Source organism: Desulfuromonas sp. AOP6, assembly GCF_009731355.2.
In the GTDB taxonomy this organism is placed as follows: Bacteria; Desulfobacterota; Desulfuromonadia; order Desulfuromonadales; family SZUA-540; genus SZUA-540.
Window position 1 is genome coordinate 1205345 of record NZ_AP022810.1, and the last position, 16233, is coordinate 1221577.

Genomic DNA, 16233 nt, shown 5'->3' on the forward strand with positions numbered 1-16233 from the left:
CTTAACGCATCGAGCAAGCACCCTGCATTCTGTTGCAAATGATGGTGCGTATCCGGTTTAATTCGTTGATGTTACACAGGTAAAGCAAATTCATTTTTTGGTGAAGAAGCTATAAGTGGGACCATTTATTCACGCGACGAATCCACTGGGAACGCCATTGGCAGCATGGTTGTGGTTTGAAAAACTTAATGGGTGTTTTGCCCTACGAAGGGTGGGGGAATTGACCAGATTGTATGGCATTTAGCCGATTTGATTTCGGGCCTCTGAATTTCTGGTGACTCTAAGTAGCGCTTTTAAAATGAGAAAGTCCTTATGTCTTAATTGTTGCCAATGTGGGTATAGACCCTGCATGTGACTCGGGACGTATTAAACCTCAGGGTTTTCACGGCTTTGAGTATTTCATGCAGGTGATAGGTGCCTCCCTGGATAAAACAATCATCATTCAAAGATACTCCTTAATCGTTGTTGCTTTTTGTTTAGTCGGGTGCTTTTCTCCCGGCCTTTTCGCCGCGGAAGACATTTTGCCCTTGCGCATCACTGCGCAGGCCGTTTTGAAGCTTGACGCCAAGGGCCTGGAGCTTCGCTATCCCGGCGCCATTTTTTACGATAGCGCACAAGATGAAATGGTTGTCATCGACTCGGGTAACAATCAGCTGGTGGTCTATTCTCTCGATTTTTTCCCGAAATATTGTTTTGGCAAGGGACGTGGTCTTCAGGCCGTTATGAACTACTTCATCCATGATGACCGCGCCTATGCTCTTCTCGGTCAAACGGATGAACGCAAAGGGGGACTCATACGACAGTTTGATAGAGCGCTTCTCCCGGTTCAGGACATCGTCTTTCACGGCTTTGCCGGCGCTGAGATTTTTATTCCTCGTGAGATGACCGTTGGCTCTAACGGCAAGCTCTATGTGGCCGGCAATGACGATCACGGCTGCATCGTTCTGGATTCATCTGGACGTTTTTCCCATGTGTTGCAACCTTTCGACGAGGTCTTGGGTGTCAAGGAGAAGGTCAAGATCAATTCCGTAGTGCGGGGGGCAAGCGGTCGCCTGTATCTTCTCAGCGAAGAGGTGAGTAAGGTCTTTGTGTATGATGAAAATGAGAATTTTCTTTATCAGTTCGGTCAAAAAGGAGGGGTGCAGGGCAAATTGTCCAGGCCACGAGGCCTTGCTGTCGATGAAGAGAACGGACGGATATTTATCGTCGACTTCATGCGCCACGCCGTCTCTGTCTACTCCCTGCAGGGAGATTTTCTCCTTGAACTTGGCGGCATGGGGGGGGAGCGGGGCTGGTTTTACTTTCCGTCCGACGTGGCGTTGGACCGGTACGGACGTTTATGGGTGACTGATACCTTCAATCAGCGTGTTCAGGTCTTTAGTGTTAAAAATTGAGGGAATGTCCCTCTATTGTTGAAATTCCATCATGAAATCACAGGAAACAGGAGGAAAAATGAATAGATTTGCCACGATGATCTTCGGTATGGCGCTGGTCCTTATGGCCGGTACGGCCATTGGAGCTGAGGAAGCCGCCAAACATGTTGTACCCCTCGAACTCAAGGATTGCGTCAAGTGCCATATGCAGGCTGTACGGGATGTCAATACCAGGGGAGGCAAGCACCAGACGGCTGTTAGCTGTCAGGATTGCCATCTCGAGCATCCCCCCATGGGCACTAATGCGATTCCAGAATGCGGCATGTGCCATGATGCGAGCGAAAAGGCCCACTACGCACTGGAAAACTGCCAATCCTGTCATAACCCCCATTACCCCATGGAAATGGATTTCACGCAGATCGCCTCGGTGAAGCCTGTCTGCCTGACCTGCCACGCCGGACCTGGACAGGAAATGCAAGCCTATCCCAGCATGCATGCCCAGCTTGACTGTAAGGAATGCCATCTCACTCACGGCCAGGCTACAGCCTGTAACGAGTGTCATGCCCCCCATTCGAGCGATATGACCTATCAGGACTGTCTGCTCTGCCACAAACCCCATATGCCCCTGGTTGTAAAGTACGGCGACAATTTGCCGTCGCCTCTATGCGGCAGCTGCCATGGCGATGTCAGTCAGAATCTGGCCAACACCTCCAGAAAGCATGGTGCCCTGCTGTGTGCCTACTGCCACAAAGGTCAGCATAAGGTAGTGCCTGAGTGCAGTACCTGTCATGGATTGCCCCATGGCAGTGCCATGCACAGCAAGTTTCCTAATTGCCTCGATTGTCATCTCGACGCCCATGCCTTGGACATGCCCAAGTAATATGAACGGGGGCGGTTTGACGACCGCCCCCGAGTCTCACCCGATTTCCTTATGGGGAATCTTGAAATGAACAGGGGATACCAGATGAAAAACAGGAAGTCATATTCTCTCTATATATTAGTCGTACTGCTGATTGCAGGGAGCGGTCCGTTCATCGTTGGAGGAGCGCTGGTGCATGCCGCTTCCACCGATGAGGCCGCCGGCGTCTACCAGCAGCCGGTCAAGCCTCTGACTACTCTTGACTGCGCCCAGTGTCACATGACGGTCTTCACGGATATTCGGGATGGCGGTGGCAAGCATCAGCTGCACTGTGCCCAATGTCATGAGACCTTCCACACCTGGAAGCCCGGACGCGATTGGCAACAGGTTGTTCCCCAATGCGCTACTTGCCATGGCGAGACGCACGGCCCCAACTTCAAGGCCTGCCTGCAATGTCACCTGAATGCCCACGCACCCGTTAAAAGTCTTACCGACCTGAAGACCCTGGCAAAGAACTGCAACACCTGCCACGACAGTCAGGTCAAGGAACTCACCCAGTTCAACAGCCAGCACACCCTGGTCAGTTGCGCGGAGTGCCATCACACCCGCCACGGATACAAGCCTGGGTGCAACGAATGCCATCCATCGCCGCATACGCCATTCGTGTCGAACCCGGATTGTCTAAGCTGTCATCCGGTCCATTCGCCGCGCCGCATTGAATACGGCAAGGAGGTCAGCAATCTCATCTGTGCGAGTTGCCACGGCGAAGTGGCTGCGCTTCACAAAGCCAGTCCCCGCAAGCACGCGAACCTGAGCTGCGTCTTCTGCCACGTCGACAGCCATGGCCATGTGCCCGAGTGCGCTACCTGTCATGGGGCGCCCCACAGTGAAGCCATGCTGAAGAAATTCACTGGTTGCCAGGCCTGTCATGGTGATGCCCATTCACTCGCTTTGCCGGCCAATTGATTTTCTGTCTTTAATGTGATGATAAGGACCGGCTTTTGTTGAATAGAGTAGCCAGACTCCTTTTTTTAGGGTTGGTTTTCTCCCTTTTTTGGGGAGGGGGCCAACCCCTTCTTTTCGCCGCTTCTCCTCTGGGACTAGCGGGCAATTGGCAGTATGCGGACCAGGGAGGCGACCTCGATACTCCCTGGTCCTTTAACGAGTATTACAATCTGGATTTCAGTAAAGATCTCACGGATGCCATGAATTTTGCCGGAACGGCCCGCTACAACAATAACCGCAGGGAGGGAGGAGAGCGCCACAGCCTGCTGACGCCGACAGTGTCGCTGGATGTGCGCAACGACCTCTTCTCCCTCAACCTCAGTGCCGTCGAGACCTGGCAGGAATCCTCCAGCCGTTCTGATCGTGTCAATCAGTCCTGGGATGCCAACCTCTTTACCCAGAGCCAGAAGTGGCCCAGAATGCGCCTTAATTATGGGCAGACCCGCGCTTACGACGAACAACAACCACGCGAACTTGATCAGGAATCTTCCTATGTCGGTGTGCGGTTTGATTACGACTGGTCCGGCCTGCGGTTTCTGTACGACTATCGGCTGAACTCCAGCGAGGATATGACAACTGCGACAACCGCAGACACCTCTCGGCATTTCGGCCAGATTCAGCGCAGCAGAAGCCTCTTTGACGGACGTCTCACCCTTTCAGGGGCTTACCAGGTTTCTTATGACAAAAGTGACCGTGAAACGCGTGTCGGCATCGGCGGTGAAGTCTTTATCCCCATCAACCGACTGACTTTGGAGGCCTATTCCGGCGCTGACGATACGCCTGTTCTGGGCACATTGCCTTTGAATGACCAGCTGATTGATGGCAATGTCATCGATCCGGCTGGGGTGGAGATCCTTCAGTCCGGCCTGACGCAAAATGTTGCGCTGCAAATGAGTTTCCAGCCCTTTAACCGCCTGCGTATCTATCTGGACAGGGAAATTACACTGACCGCCCAGGCGTTGCTGGCGTGGAGTTTCTACACGAGCGACAACGGTTTGGACTGGGTTCCGCTGGGGCTGGGAACCGTATTGGAATACGACCTGGAAAACGGGCGTTCTGTGGTCATCGTTGATATCCCCTCGGGAAATATCGAGGTTCGTTATTTCAAGGCGGTCTCCGAGCGCATGGCGGTGACGGCAGAGACAGCCAACATCACTGAGCTGGAGGTGGGCGAAGCGCGGGTGTCGACGGCGCCGGTCGAGCAGTTCGACAACCGTTTCATTGATCGAAAAGCTAATTTCTCGATGGCCTACCAGCCTTCGGGTCAGTGGCGCTTCAACTATAACCTGCGCCACAGTGATCGGGAGCTTGACCCGGGCCGGGACAGTACGGAGCTTAATCAATCCCTGACCGCCAATTATGTTCTGAACCGCTATTTCTCCACCCTTGTTGGTGTCAACCAAACCGACAGACGCAATGAAGCGGAAAACAAAAGGGTGGGGCGATCCTATTCCGTTTCGATGACTTCATCCCCTCTGGACAGCCTCGACGCTTCTGCCGGTTACACCCATACCGACAACTATCTGGGGTCAGTAAAGGAAAATCTGCAGGATTCGTTAAATGGCTATATCTCAGCCGTCATTTTCCCGGATCTGACGACAAGGATCTCTGTGAACTGGGATCGCAACCGGAATGAACTTACTTCAACCGGCACCACGACAACCATCTGGCGCTTCGACAGCACCGCCCGCCTCTCACCACGATTAACCGCCGATTTTACCTATAATCGAACCTCGACTCAGTACGACGGCGACCTCAGCTCTCGTTCTGAAAACAGGGATACTTCCGTCCTTGGCGGTAAACTCAATTATCGCCCTTCGGACATCCTTCTTCTGCTCTCCCAGGTGGATTATGAGGAAAATTCAGGTGATATCACAGCCGTAGGCAGTGCCACCTGGCGAGCGACTCCCAAAATCCAGACGACGGGCAATGTGGTTCTGGGCTGGGAAGACCGTCAATATAAGGCCTATGACCTTCAGGTTTTGTGGTCATTAAGTTCTTCTATTTCTCTGCGGGCACTTTATGGGTATCTGATCGACGAAGGAAGCAATTCATGGAACACGGTGGCCAGCCTGAATCTAACATTTTAGGTAACACCGATTGAAATCATGGCCGCCGCGCCGGGGCATGGTCTTTGCTTAATTAAATGTTGTTGCGGTTGTGCTGCTTTGTCAATCGCCCTTTGATACGCTATTGAGGAGAGAGAAGTGCGATACTCTTTTATAAAAAATTTGGTTTTCCTTCTGTCTGTCCTGTTGATCGTTGCAGGCTGTACAACGGCCAGGCATTCATTTATAGAGGAGAGCTTCGATCCAGGTTATGTCCAGATGGTGGCTGTTCTGCCTTTGGAAAACCATTCCGCCGAGAAATTCGCTGCGGAGCGACTTCGCGACGTTGTTACCACGGAGCTTCTGGCTCGTCGTCTGTTTAAAGTGGTTGAAAAGGGAGATTTGCGGCGTTTTCTTCGGGAGGAGGTCGCCGAAGCGGAAACCGTTTCCCTGGACTCCACCACCGCTAAGCGCATGGGAAAAGCTCTGAACATCGATGCTTACCTGGCCGGCTCCGTTGACGATTACAGTGAAATACGTAACGGTTCCTACAGTTACCCACAGGTAGCGCTGACCTTGCGTCTGGTCGATGTGCAGACCGGTCGAATCATTTGGCAGGCCAGTGGTTCGGCTCGGGGCTACAGCAGTTTCGGTCGTATTTTCGGTTTTTCCAGCCCCAGTGTGAACGAGGTCAGTTATCGTCTGGTCAGGGATCTCTTGAAAACCCTTCGCTGATGAGTTGTTTTATGCATTTTTGCGGAAAACACAGATTCTTAGGTCAGCTGTTCCTGACGGCCCTGCTTGTCTTGATGGGTTGGGGATGGGGCCAGGCGATGACAATCGCCGTACTCCCCTTTGACGATCTGAGCGTCGGGGGGAATGCCTTGAACCTGCCCTTTACCGAAGAAGTTCGCGATGTCCTTCGTGAGCAGGGTTTCCAGGTTGTCCCTGCTGTGGACGTGGAAGGTTTTCTGGCCAGAAACAGGCTGCGCGCCACGGGGTATCTCGACTCCCTTCATGCTGTCAAATTGTACCAGCAAACAGGGTGTGGCCTCATCCTTGTGGGCAGTGTCACCGAAAAAGAAGGTCTCAAAGAGGGCGCCGTGGGCTTTACCTACACCCTTCTCGACGGTGTCACAGGCGAACCTTTTTTTGGAGGAAGCGGCGCCATGAGTCTTGACGGCTGCGTCGGCATTTTGGGTTTGCGGGAACCTCAGGGGATCGAAGAAATCCGGGCGACACTGCTGCGGGAAAATCTTGCGCTCAAAAAAATCCTGACGGCGGTTAGCAGTGCAAAACCAACCGGGCTGGCCCGCATCCAGGAGGTCACTCTGTCGGCCGAGGTGGTACAGGCTGGGCAGCCTGTCGAATGCCGGATTTTTGTTGATTTTTTGGGGGAGCCGGCCACCCGCATTTTTGTCCGTGCTGCTGATGAGGTTATTCCCTTTGTCGCAGAGGGCGATACGGGCTTTTACAGGGCCGTGTGGTCCGCGCCACCCGAGGAAGGGGGCTATGATCTTTCTTTTGAAATGGTTTGGGAGGAGACCGGAGAAGAATTATGCCTGGATCGTCTGGCCCGATTCGAAGTAATCAATACGCCACCGCCGCTGAAAATTGACCTGAAAAACGTCCGTACCTTCAACCAGATCAGTGCCGTCAAGGATCAGGTCCTCATTGTACCTTCCCTGGAAGACTCCCGTCTGTTGAGCCATTGGTCCATGGCCATTCTGAACGCCGAAGGTGAGGAAGTGGCCAGAACCGGGAAGGATGGCAACCTGCCAGCGCGGCTGGTCTGGAAGGGAAAGAACAAAAGCAACCATTCCATTTCGGATGGCGTCTACCGAATCACCTTCGACGCCTGGGATCAGGCCGGGAACCGCAGTCGCGTGCAACGCACCATTCTTCGTCAGAGTCAGGGGCTTTCCGTGAATCTGACGGCGGTCATGGACGACAACCGGCCCTATCTGCACCTTGTGCCGGCGCCAGCCCAAGTTGTCCCCGTGGAATCCTGGTCGATACGAGCGATGACCGCCGAGGGGGATACGCTCCTTAACCAAAAGGGTGATTCATTGCCGGCGAGACTGCCCCTTCCTGATACAGGCAGGCTCAGTCATGTTCTCTGTGATGTGGAGGTGGTGGACATTCTCGGCAACCAGATGACGCTGCATGGTCAACGTGTCACTCTGGAAAAGCCGAAAGAACCGGTTAAGCCTGACAAGGGGTTCTCTTCCTGGGCCTGGATTGAAGGAAATCCATGATGAGGGGACGTCTGCCAAACCTGTTTTTTGTCGGAATCGCCTGGTTGTCCCTCAGCGCCTGTCTGCCGGGAAGTGCACCGGAGACTCACAAGGTGAGCGCTTTTTCCGGAGGAACTGTTTGTCGTATCGCCGTATTGCCTTTTCTCAACGAGAGTCGCGAAAAAGAAGCCGGAGACCTCATGTACAGGATTTTCCTGAATGAGTTGACGGCGGCGGGAATCGGAGAAGTGGTTTCCGAAGGGGATGTCAGGCAGTTCATGGTTCTTTTCAGGCAACTGCCACAGGACTTTCATGCCACATCCTCACCTATAATGGCACAGCTGATGGAACATTTCGATGTCGATGCCATTGTGAGGGGGCGCATCGCGGAATACGGCACCGAGTCCGCCGGACAGGATGCCAATATCCCTTATGTTGCCCTGCAGGTGGAAATGGTGTCTGCGAAGGATGGCGCCAGGCTGCTCTCCACATTTCATCGCCGGGGGGGCAATGATTACCGTAAAGCCCTTCATTTCGGTGTGGTCAGAACAAAAACGGGATTGTTTGCCAAGGTGTCTAAAGAGGTTATTGACAACTGGCGCGTAAAGGGAGAATTTTCTTGTCCATAAAACATGTCACAATAGCCCTGCTACTTGCTTGCAGTTTTGTCTGCAGTTCTGGATTTCTCGATGACGCGTATGCCCTTTGGGGATTCTGGGAGAGAGATCCCGTGCTACTCACGGTGAACGAAGAGCAGTTGACAGCCGCCGATTTCAAGGGCTGGTGGAAGGAATGGCGGGAAGAGGGGATGACGGTGCCAGATCGTCCCGAGGCCTACCTCGACTGGATTCTGCTCTGGCGCGAAGCGGAAAAGATGCAATTGTACGAAAAAGAGTCCTACCGTTACAAAGTGGACGTTTTTCGCAAGGTCTGGTCGCTGATGCTGCTGAAGCAGGAGGAGGTAGACAGCCGCATCACCAACCCGCCTCGGGAGGAACTGTGGAAAGATTATCTGCATGACTACGCGCCCCGTCTGAGTCTGCGCATGGTCCGGGTCTCCGAAGCCGACAAGGTAGAACCGATGCAGCAGGCGGTGGAGTCGGGTCTGTCCCTGGCGGAATCCGCCGTTTTGGCAAAAGTGACCAATGTTGCGGATTTAATGGAAAATTCAGGATTTCTCCGCCCTCGCCGTATTCCCGAACCCCTGCGGCGGGCCGTAGGCCATTTGCCCGTCGGCCAGATAGCGGGCCCGGTGAGTTGGGAAAACGCCTGGTATTTTCTGGAAGTTTTGGAACGGGAGCCTATCTCGGAAGAGGATTTTCAGAAGAACCGGGAGGTGCTGGCCCGGAGTTGGCAGAAAAAAAAGAGTGCCGAATTAACATCGGCCCTTGTAGAAAAAGCGAAAGCGAAATATGGGGTGAGTGTCGATCGGGAAGTGGTTGAAGCTATTGGATTCCAGCCCCTGGATGCTCAACTGGCCGCACGGCCGGCGGTTACCTTGGGCGGAGACGTGATCAGGGCTCAGGATATAGCCGACCTCATGATCAAGTCGAGAACGACACGGCCGAAGGTTGATGTTGCCACTCTGCGCGAAGGGGTCATCAACGATATGCTGGCCCAGACGCTTACCGCGTTGGAAGCCCTGGACCGGCAATACGAAACCAAGCCTCCCTTTAAGCAGACCTTCACGTTTTACCAACAGCATCGATTGATCCTGGAACTTGAGAACGAAATTTTCTGGCCCCAGGTCCGAGTCAGTGATGAAGATGTTCGGCAGGCGTATCAAAAGAATCCAGAACCCTATTCCTCGGGGGGCATTGTCGAACTGGCGCAGGTCCAAACCGGTGAGAAAGCCCTTGCCCGGCAGTTGTCGGCAAGGCTTTCGGCCGGTGAAGACTTCCATGCTCTCATGCGTCCTCTCGCTCCCGGTGGTGTGAAGACGGAAAAAATCCCCCTGAATCACCTGTCTTCCCCCGTCCGGGAGATTGTGGCCGACATGGTACAGGGAGAGACCCGCAGTTGGGAGACCCCCGAGGGTGAGACTCTTTTCATCAAGGTTATCCGTCTCGATCTGCTGCCGCCTCTGCCGCTGGAGCAGGTGGCCGAAAAAATTCGCCAGACGATGCGGCAGTCCCGATTTGAGGAAGTGCGCAGCCGCTATGTCGACATGCTGAGAGAACGTTCGACCATAAAGGTCAATGAACGGGTCTGGAAAGAGATACGCGAACAACTGGTCAAGGAAGCGGAAACGAATGCGACGTCTTGATTTTGCCTGGAAGATTTTATTATGCCTCGTTACGGTCGGACTGGCTGCTTGCGCTCCGGCCGGACAGAAAGGGGCGTCCAAGGGGTGTCTCGATTGCCACCAGGAATACGCGAGCCGGTTTTCCGAAGGGAACAAACACAGACCTGTGGCTACGCAGGAATGTGGAGCTTGCCATCGCAACCATGGGCTGATTGGCGGCCTTTATCTGAAAAGAGAAGTACCCGAACTCTGCTTCGGCTGCCATGCGGACATCAATCCGGCCAGGGTCAATTACGCCGTTTCTCATCCGCCGGCTGACACAGGCGAGTGCCTGGCCTGCCACGATCCCCACAACGCCATACAACCAGGCCTTCTCAAAGACGCGGAAGAAACACTCTGCCTGACCTGCCACGGTACCGCCGCTTTTGCCGGGCAGCTCCGGCATGCGCCTCTGGCGAAGGGGTGCCGGACCTGCCACCAGGCCCATGGCAGTCAGAATCCTGATCTGTTATCCATGGACAAGGAGGCCCTCTGTGCCTCCTGCCATGACCTGCAGCATCAAAGTCATCGGAATAGGCACGGAGGCTATGCCGTCGACAGGGGGTGCACGGAGTGCCACAATGCCCATACTTCTGACCAGAAGTTCCTTCTGAAGAAGTCCGTTCACGGGCCGGTGAAGGAGGGTACTTGTGGAGATTGCCACAATAGCGCCAATCTTGGCAGTGATGGACTGCCTGCGGCCGACATGGAATTGTCCTGTTACAGCTGTCACGGCGACAGAAAGGCTGACTTTTCTGCAGCAGATGCCCATGCCGTCGTGCGCGACGGACAATGCCGGGCCTGTCATTCACCTCATGCCAGTGATTCCGCCTTTTTGGTGAGCGAGAATGAAAAAACCCTTTGTTTCACCTGTCATACCTTTAAGTTCAATGAGCCTGGAGGTCCTCTGTCGGGCAGAACAAAAGGACACAGCCCGGTAGCGAGCGGGGACTGTCTCAGCTGCCATACGCCTCATCGCGCTGAGGCCGGTCGGAAAGCCCTTTTGAACGCCCCGTCCGGCAGCCTGTGCGGGCAGTGCCATGACACGGCAACGTCTGCCCCGACCTATTCTCATCCCCCCGTGCACGAGGATGGCTGTCTGGGGTGCCACCAGCCCCATGAGAGCTCCGAGGCCGGACTGCTTCTTAAAGCTCAGCGCGATCTGTGCGCAGACTGTCATGAGGGTGTGCGTCAGGCCATGAAAGATACCCATCTGCATCGACCTTTTCTGAACGGCCGCTGCGGAGCCTGCCATGATCCCCACGGCGGCGACAGGGCCGCTTTCCTGAAAGGAGAAGGGGCCCAGACCTGTGCTCCCTGCCATCCTAAGCTTGAGGCGCAGCGGCAGATTCCGGGGCGGCATGAACCTTTCAAGGCCGGTCAGTGCGCCGCCTGTCACCAGCCCCACTCCAGCGACCAGGCTTTTTTGCTGTCGGCGGAGGTTTCCACTGTCTGCCTGCAATGTCACCCAGGCCAGAAACCCGCGACGGGTGTTATGGGTAAACATCAAAACTGCGCCAGCTGCCATGCCCCCCACGGCAACGAAGGCGATCACTACCTGCTGAAAAGCCTTCCCGAGTTGTGCCTTTCCTGCCATGACGTCGATCGCTTCTGGGTGCAGGGCGTGGCGCATGAACCGGCTGCGTCCGGTCAGTGTGGCGCCTGCCATGACCCCCACTTCCGTCGTGTCAAGACCTCTTTTAGCGCCATGGAAACCTGCTACGGCTGTCACAGTCTGTCACCAGCTGACCTGGCCAAAACCCACAGCGGCATAAGGCCTGGGGATGAAACCTGCCTTGAGTGTCACGATCCGCACGGCGCCAGCAAGAAATCCCTGCTGCATCCCGTCGGGCATAAACCTTTCACGGACGGAGACTGTGCCGTCTGTCACCAGGGAGGCTCACGATGAGACAGGGCCTTGCTTTATACCTGTTGGCCATGGGCTTGATTTTTATCGCGTCAGGCGCGATGGCGGCTGAGAGCGGCGATTGTTATGGCTGTCATGACCGCCAGGCTTTCCAGGGCATAGTCGTGCATGCACCTGTCAAAGAGGGGCGCTGCAGTCTGTGCCATTCTCCTCATGTTGCCAAGGAAAAGGCTCTGCTGCGGACCTCCGAGGCCGAGCTCTGCCTGCAGTGCCATCAGGATGTCGGGCAAGCCGTGGCCAGAAGTCCCTATCCCCATGAACCAGTGGCCCGGGGTAAGTGTGTGACTTGTCATGCTCCCCACGCGTCAAATCATCGGGACTTGCTGGCAGGAAACCTATCGGATACCTGCTTTTCCTGTCATCAAGAGAGCCGCCGAACCTACGACTTTTCCCACAGGCCCTTTGTCGAAGGCAAATGTGACAGCTGCCACACCTCGCACGGAGCGGCGGATTCGCGTCTCATCAAAGCGGCGGACCCTCTCCTGTGTCTGGCCTGCCACCAGGACAGGGAGCGTCTGAAATCCAGGCATCTTGGCCGTAATCCGAGCGATATGTCCTGCCTGAAGTGTCACTCGCCCCATGGTGGCAGCCAAAAGACACTTCTGCGGTCCAGACAGCATGAGCCCTTTGCCCAAGGCCGGTGTCGCCAGTGCCATGCACAATCTAACAGCCCCTCACTGTGCCTGGGGTGCCACGAGCCAATCCTGCCGAGCTTTCAGCACAGTCATTCTCATCTGGTCGGCCAGGCTGGCGGCAATATCTGTCTGAGCTGCCATGACCCCCACGTGGGAGACGTCGCCGGCATGTTGCCAGCAAACCAGTCAAACGTATGCAGATCCTGTCACGCCGACACGTTTAACCGTCGTGCCAGCATGCTGCACCGGCATCCCCAATGGAATACCTGTTCCGATTGTCATGAACTGCACGGCAGTGATCATACGGCGATGTTAAAGGACGAGGTGGACGCTGTTTGTGGTCAGTGTCATGAAAAACACGTGAGTTTCACGCATCCCATCGGAGAGAAAGCCAGGGATCCGCGCAATGACTTGCCGATGACCTGCATTACTTGCCACGACTCCAATGTCGGCACCCTCTTCAAGTATCATCTCCGCGGGGGCGGCGAAAGGGGGCTTTGCATCGAATGTCACCAAAGTTATTGAGAAGACGGCCAGGAGAGATGTCATGATGAAACCTCAGAAAATCGGATCTCTGATGGCTCTGCTTATCGGCTTGGTCTGCTTGGGCGTGCCCGGGGCACACGGAGCCCAGCCCTGGGAACTGGCGCGGCAGATGACGGGGGCGGATGGAAGGACACGACTGGAGCAACCCCTTGAGTTGGGTTTCGATGCTGTCAATCGGCGATATTTTGTCGTCGATGGCCGGCACGGCGTGCTGATGTCCTTCGACGAGGAAGGAGGGCGACTGGCGGCTTTCAATGCCGGCGGACAGATCCGCAAGCCTGTCGATCTTTTGCTGATCGATGCGAATCGCCTGTGGGTGGCCGATCGCTCCCTGAACCAGCTGCTTTATATCGATGTGCAGGAAAAGCAGGTCAGAGCCTTTTCGATCCGCCATCCGAACGGGGACCTGGTCTTTGTCGATCGTCTTGATCGCGACCGTCAGAGCCGCCTGCTGGTGCTCGATCGCCTCTCTGGCGCGATCTTGGTCCTCGACGATAATCTGCAGGTGTCACAAACCCTGGCAGGAGGAAAAGAGTTTCAGGGGTTTTCGGATTTCAAGGTAAAAGAGGATGGTATCTGGGCCCTCGACGGGCTGCAGAGAAGGGTTTACCATTTCGACGGCCAGGGTCGGCTGCAGAAGACCATTGTTCTGGCGGGTGAACTTTCCTTTCCGGTGGCTATCGAGGTGGATGAGTCAGGCACCCTCTATATTCTTGACCGACATGCGGGCGATGTGCGCACCTTTGACGCGCAGGGACGCTTCAAAGCAGCCTTTCTGGTGAAAGGCAAAAGGGAAGGGCAGCTTTGGTATCCTGCCGCCCTGGCCTTTGACTGGGCCAGGCGGCTGTGTGTCGTCGACGAAGGCAACGCCCGAATTCAGATATATGAGAGAAAATAACCCATGGCGGAGCGTGAAATAGCGTGTACCGTCGATTCATGGTCTATCGTGGATATCTGATGATTTTTGGGATGAGACATAGGGGAGTATGGCTTGGGGTGCTACTGGCCCTGGCCGCCGCGCCGTCAGCGCTTGCTGCCGTCACTGGCTCCTGCTCCAACTGCCATACCATGCACTACAGCCAGGATGGCGGGATACTGAGCGAATGGAGCGGGCAGGGACCGCATCAGTCTCTGCTGACGACTACCTGTATCGGCTGCCATACCGGCAGCAACAGAGGTGGCGACACTCCCTTCGTCTTTTCCATCTCAGCCCCCCTGTATGACAGCTATGGCGTTGAGATGGGTACCGATACTCTGGCCGGCGGCAACTTTTACTGGGTGACGCAGGCTGGCGGCGACAACCGGGGTCACAATGTGGCCGGTCTGGCGCCAGCCGACCCCGCTTTCCCTGTTCCCCCCGGGTTTGAGGGGGGCAGGGCGGCGGCGGATGGCAGTATCCCGGGAGGCGGTGGTTGGCCCGCTGGTCAGCAGGTCACCTGTGCCGGCGTGTACGGCTGCCATGGCAGCCATGCAGAAGCCCATTCCACGTCGGCGATCAAGGGGGGGCACCATAAAGGCCAGTCCGGCCATATTGTTCCTTCAGACCCCTTTACCGCGGACAGCGGTTACCGGATGCTGGTCGGGGTGGCCGGCAACGAGGATTCTGCCTGGGAGTATCAACCCACCCCGAGTCGACACAATCAGTACAAGGGTGTTGATTCACCAGAAGTCCTGACCGATCTGTCGACCATCGGTTCGATGTGCGCCCGCTGCCATGGACAGTATCACGATGGCAGCGGCAATGTCGGTAGCCGTTCACCCTGGGTTCGGCATCCGACGGATTACGATATGGGCAACACGGCAGTGGCTTCCGAATACCGTGATTATGGCGGCAGCGGTGTCAATACCTACCAGGTCGGTGTTCCCCTGGCCTCCGTCGACGTCTCTTCGGTGCATGCCTCGGTGTCCTTTGCGGACGATGCCATCGTCACCTGTCTTTCCTGTCACCGCGCTCATGGGTCGCCCTGGTACAGGGCCATGCGCTGGGACTACGTGGGAAATCCCATGGGGGGAGGCTGCGCCATCTGTCACACGAGTAAGGATTGATTCATGGCAACACACCGTTTGGCAGGAAAAAAAATGAGGATAGTCCGTCACCATTTTTACGCGGGCAAGCTGGCGCTAGAAGTGGCGATAATCTGCACTTGGATTTTGGTGACGGCCCTGTCGACTTTTGCTGGCCCCTACGCCGACTCGGCGCACGGCAACTCCCCCGATGGTGTCTCAGGCTATGGAGTCAAGCGAGTCACCAGTCCACACAACGAGACCTATGCCCGAGGTAATTGCGGTCACTGCCACGAGCAGCACCTTGGTGCCGAGGAATTCCTGCTTTTCGCGCCGAATAATCCGCCGACAGCCAGTCAGAATCTCTGTTTCGACTGCCACAGCAACGCATCGCTCAATGAGGGCACTCTCATCAACGCCAATTACAGTGCCACCTTCGGCGGGGCTATTCCTACCCATACCAGTATTGAAAGTGTTTTTTCATCCATCAGCCCCAATGCGTCCATCCATGATCTCAGTGCCGTCTCCACGGAGATTCAAAAGTACTGGCCAGAGACCTTCGGCCCCAGTTCCAATCCTTGCGCCGGCTGCCATAATCCGCATCGGGCTCAAAAAAACAATAATCCCGGTCCTTACAATGCCAGTGTACTGCCCAAAACAGCCATCTCCCTGCCCGGCGACCATAACAGCTTGTGGGGGGACAGTTATGCCGAAAGCATGAAACAGTACGCCGAAAACCAGGGCGGCGAGTACCGTGCTCCTTTCGCGGTGGGGGCCAACCCTGCCTTGATCTCCACTGCGCACGAGCCTGACCAGGTCAGTCGTCCTATCACCAGCGAGGAAGTCAAAGGGGCGACGACGCCCGATTACGCCACCTTCTGCCTGGCCTGCCATCAATACACCATGGGAACGGTGCGGGCCATCAGATGGGATCTTGATTATCACGGCCCCGTCAACGGAATTAGCTACAAAAATGACAAGGGTGTTCGCATCGCGCCTTACACTTCGGATGGTACAACGTCGGGAACGGACATCTCCTATGGCACGGGTGGTGTCAACTTTATTCTCTCCTGTCTGGACTGCCATGAACCGCACGGCTCGGAAAACAGGTCGATGCTGCGAACCACGGTCAATGGCAAGACGGGCATCCAGATTGCCGTGACCGGTGAGTGGTACGCATTCTGTACGGGCTGTCATGCCTCGGACACTCACAAGACCTCGGGTGCATGCAATACTAACGGCTGCCACACCCATGGAAGTACCAGATTCTAAAATCTCTGACTGGCCTTGGCCCTGGTGAACTATGGACGGTTTT

13 protein-coding genes are annotated in these 16233 nt (G+C 55.5%); all 13 read left to right on the plus strand.

The features are described 5' to 3' along the window. Window positions 1-521: 521 nt before the first annotated feature. The 13 genes from AOP6_RS05705 to AOP6_RS05765 all read left to right on the plus strand — a co-directional run bounded on the left by AOP6_RS05705 (window position 522) and on the right by AOP6_RS05765 (window position 16190). Window positions 522-1394 (plus strand): NHL repeat-containing protein, encoded by an 873-nt coding sequence (locus AOP6_RS05705; RefSeq protein WP_213194776.1) that lies wholly within the window; start codon window positions 522-524, stop codon window positions 1392-1394. A 58-nt stretch (window positions 1395-1452) separates the two neighbouring features. After that, on the plus strand, window positions 1453-2253 hold the full coding sequence (locus AOP6_RS05710; RefSeq protein ID WP_155875642.1) for a cytochrome c3 family protein: 801 nt from the start codon (window positions 1453-1455) through the stop codon (window positions 2251-2253). 84 nt (window positions 2254-2337) lie between these two features. Then, window positions 2338-3198 (plus strand): cytochrome C, encoded by an 861-nt coding sequence (locus AOP6_RS05715; RefSeq protein ID WP_155875643.1) that lies wholly within the window; start codon window positions 2338-2340, stop codon window positions 3196-3198. 35 nt (window positions 3199-3233) lie between these two features. Beyond that, window positions 3234-5327, plus strand: a complete 2094-nt coding sequence (locus AOP6_RS05720) for a hypothetical protein (RefSeq protein WP_155875644.1) — start codon at window positions 3234-3236, stop codon at window positions 5325-5327. Between the two features lie 237 nt (window positions 5328-5564). Further along, window positions 5565-6020, plus strand: coding sequence for a CsgG/HfaB family protein (locus AOP6_RS05725; RefSeq protein WP_213194777.1), 456 nt, complete (start codon window positions 5565-5567; stop codon window positions 6018-6020). Between the two features lie 98 nt (window positions 6021-6118). After that, window positions 6119-7543, plus strand: a complete 1425-nt coding sequence (locus tag AOP6_RS05730; protein WP_155875646.1) for a hypothetical protein — start codon at window positions 6119-6121, stop codon at window positions 7541-7543. Then, entirely contained in the window at window positions 7540-8151 is a 612-nt protein-coding gene (locus AOP6_RS05735) for a hypothetical protein (protein WP_155875647.1), read from the plus strand. Before AOP6_RS05730 ends, AOP6_RS05735 begins: the two co-directional genes overlap by 4 nt. Then, window positions 8142-9788: a peptidyl-prolyl cis-trans isomerase gene (locus AOP6_RS05740; RefSeq protein WP_155875648.1), complete on the plus strand. Its 1647-nt coding sequence runs from the start codon at window positions 8142-8144 to the stop codon at window positions 9786-9788. The genes AOP6_RS05735 and AOP6_RS05740 overlap by 10 nt, the downstream gene beginning before the upstream one ends. Next, window positions 9775-11715 carry a cytochrome c3 family protein gene (locus tag AOP6_RS05745; protein WP_213194778.1) on the plus strand — a complete coding sequence of 647 codons (1941 nt, stop codon included), beginning with the start codon at window positions 9775-9777 and terminating at the stop codon, window positions 11713-11715. The genes AOP6_RS05740 and AOP6_RS05745 overlap by 14 nt, the downstream gene beginning before the upstream one ends. Beyond that, a complete protein-coding gene (locus AOP6_RS05750) occupies window positions 11712-12893 on the plus strand; it encodes a cytochrome c3 family protein (RefSeq protein WP_155875650.1) in 1182 nt (393 codons plus the stop codon). Before AOP6_RS05745 ends, AOP6_RS05750 begins: the two co-directional genes overlap by 4 nt. A 22-nt stretch (window positions 12894-12915) precedes the next feature. Next, window positions 12916-13812 (plus strand): hypothetical protein, encoded by an 897-nt coding sequence (locus tag AOP6_RS05755; RefSeq protein ID WP_213194779.1) that lies wholly within the window; start codon window positions 12916-12918, stop codon window positions 13810-13812. A gap of 98 nt (window positions 13813-13910) precedes the next feature. After that, a complete protein-coding gene (locus AOP6_RS05760; protein ID WP_213194780.1) occupies window positions 13911-14960 on the plus strand; it encodes a hypothetical protein in 1050 nt (349 codons plus the stop codon). Between the two features lie 33 nt (window positions 14961-14993). Further along, a complete protein-coding gene (locus tag AOP6_RS05765; RefSeq protein ID WP_213194781.1) occupies window positions 14994-16190 on the plus strand; it encodes a cytochrome c3 family protein in 1197 nt (398 codons plus the stop codon). The last annotated feature ends 43 nt before the right edge of the window (window positions 16191-16233 follow it).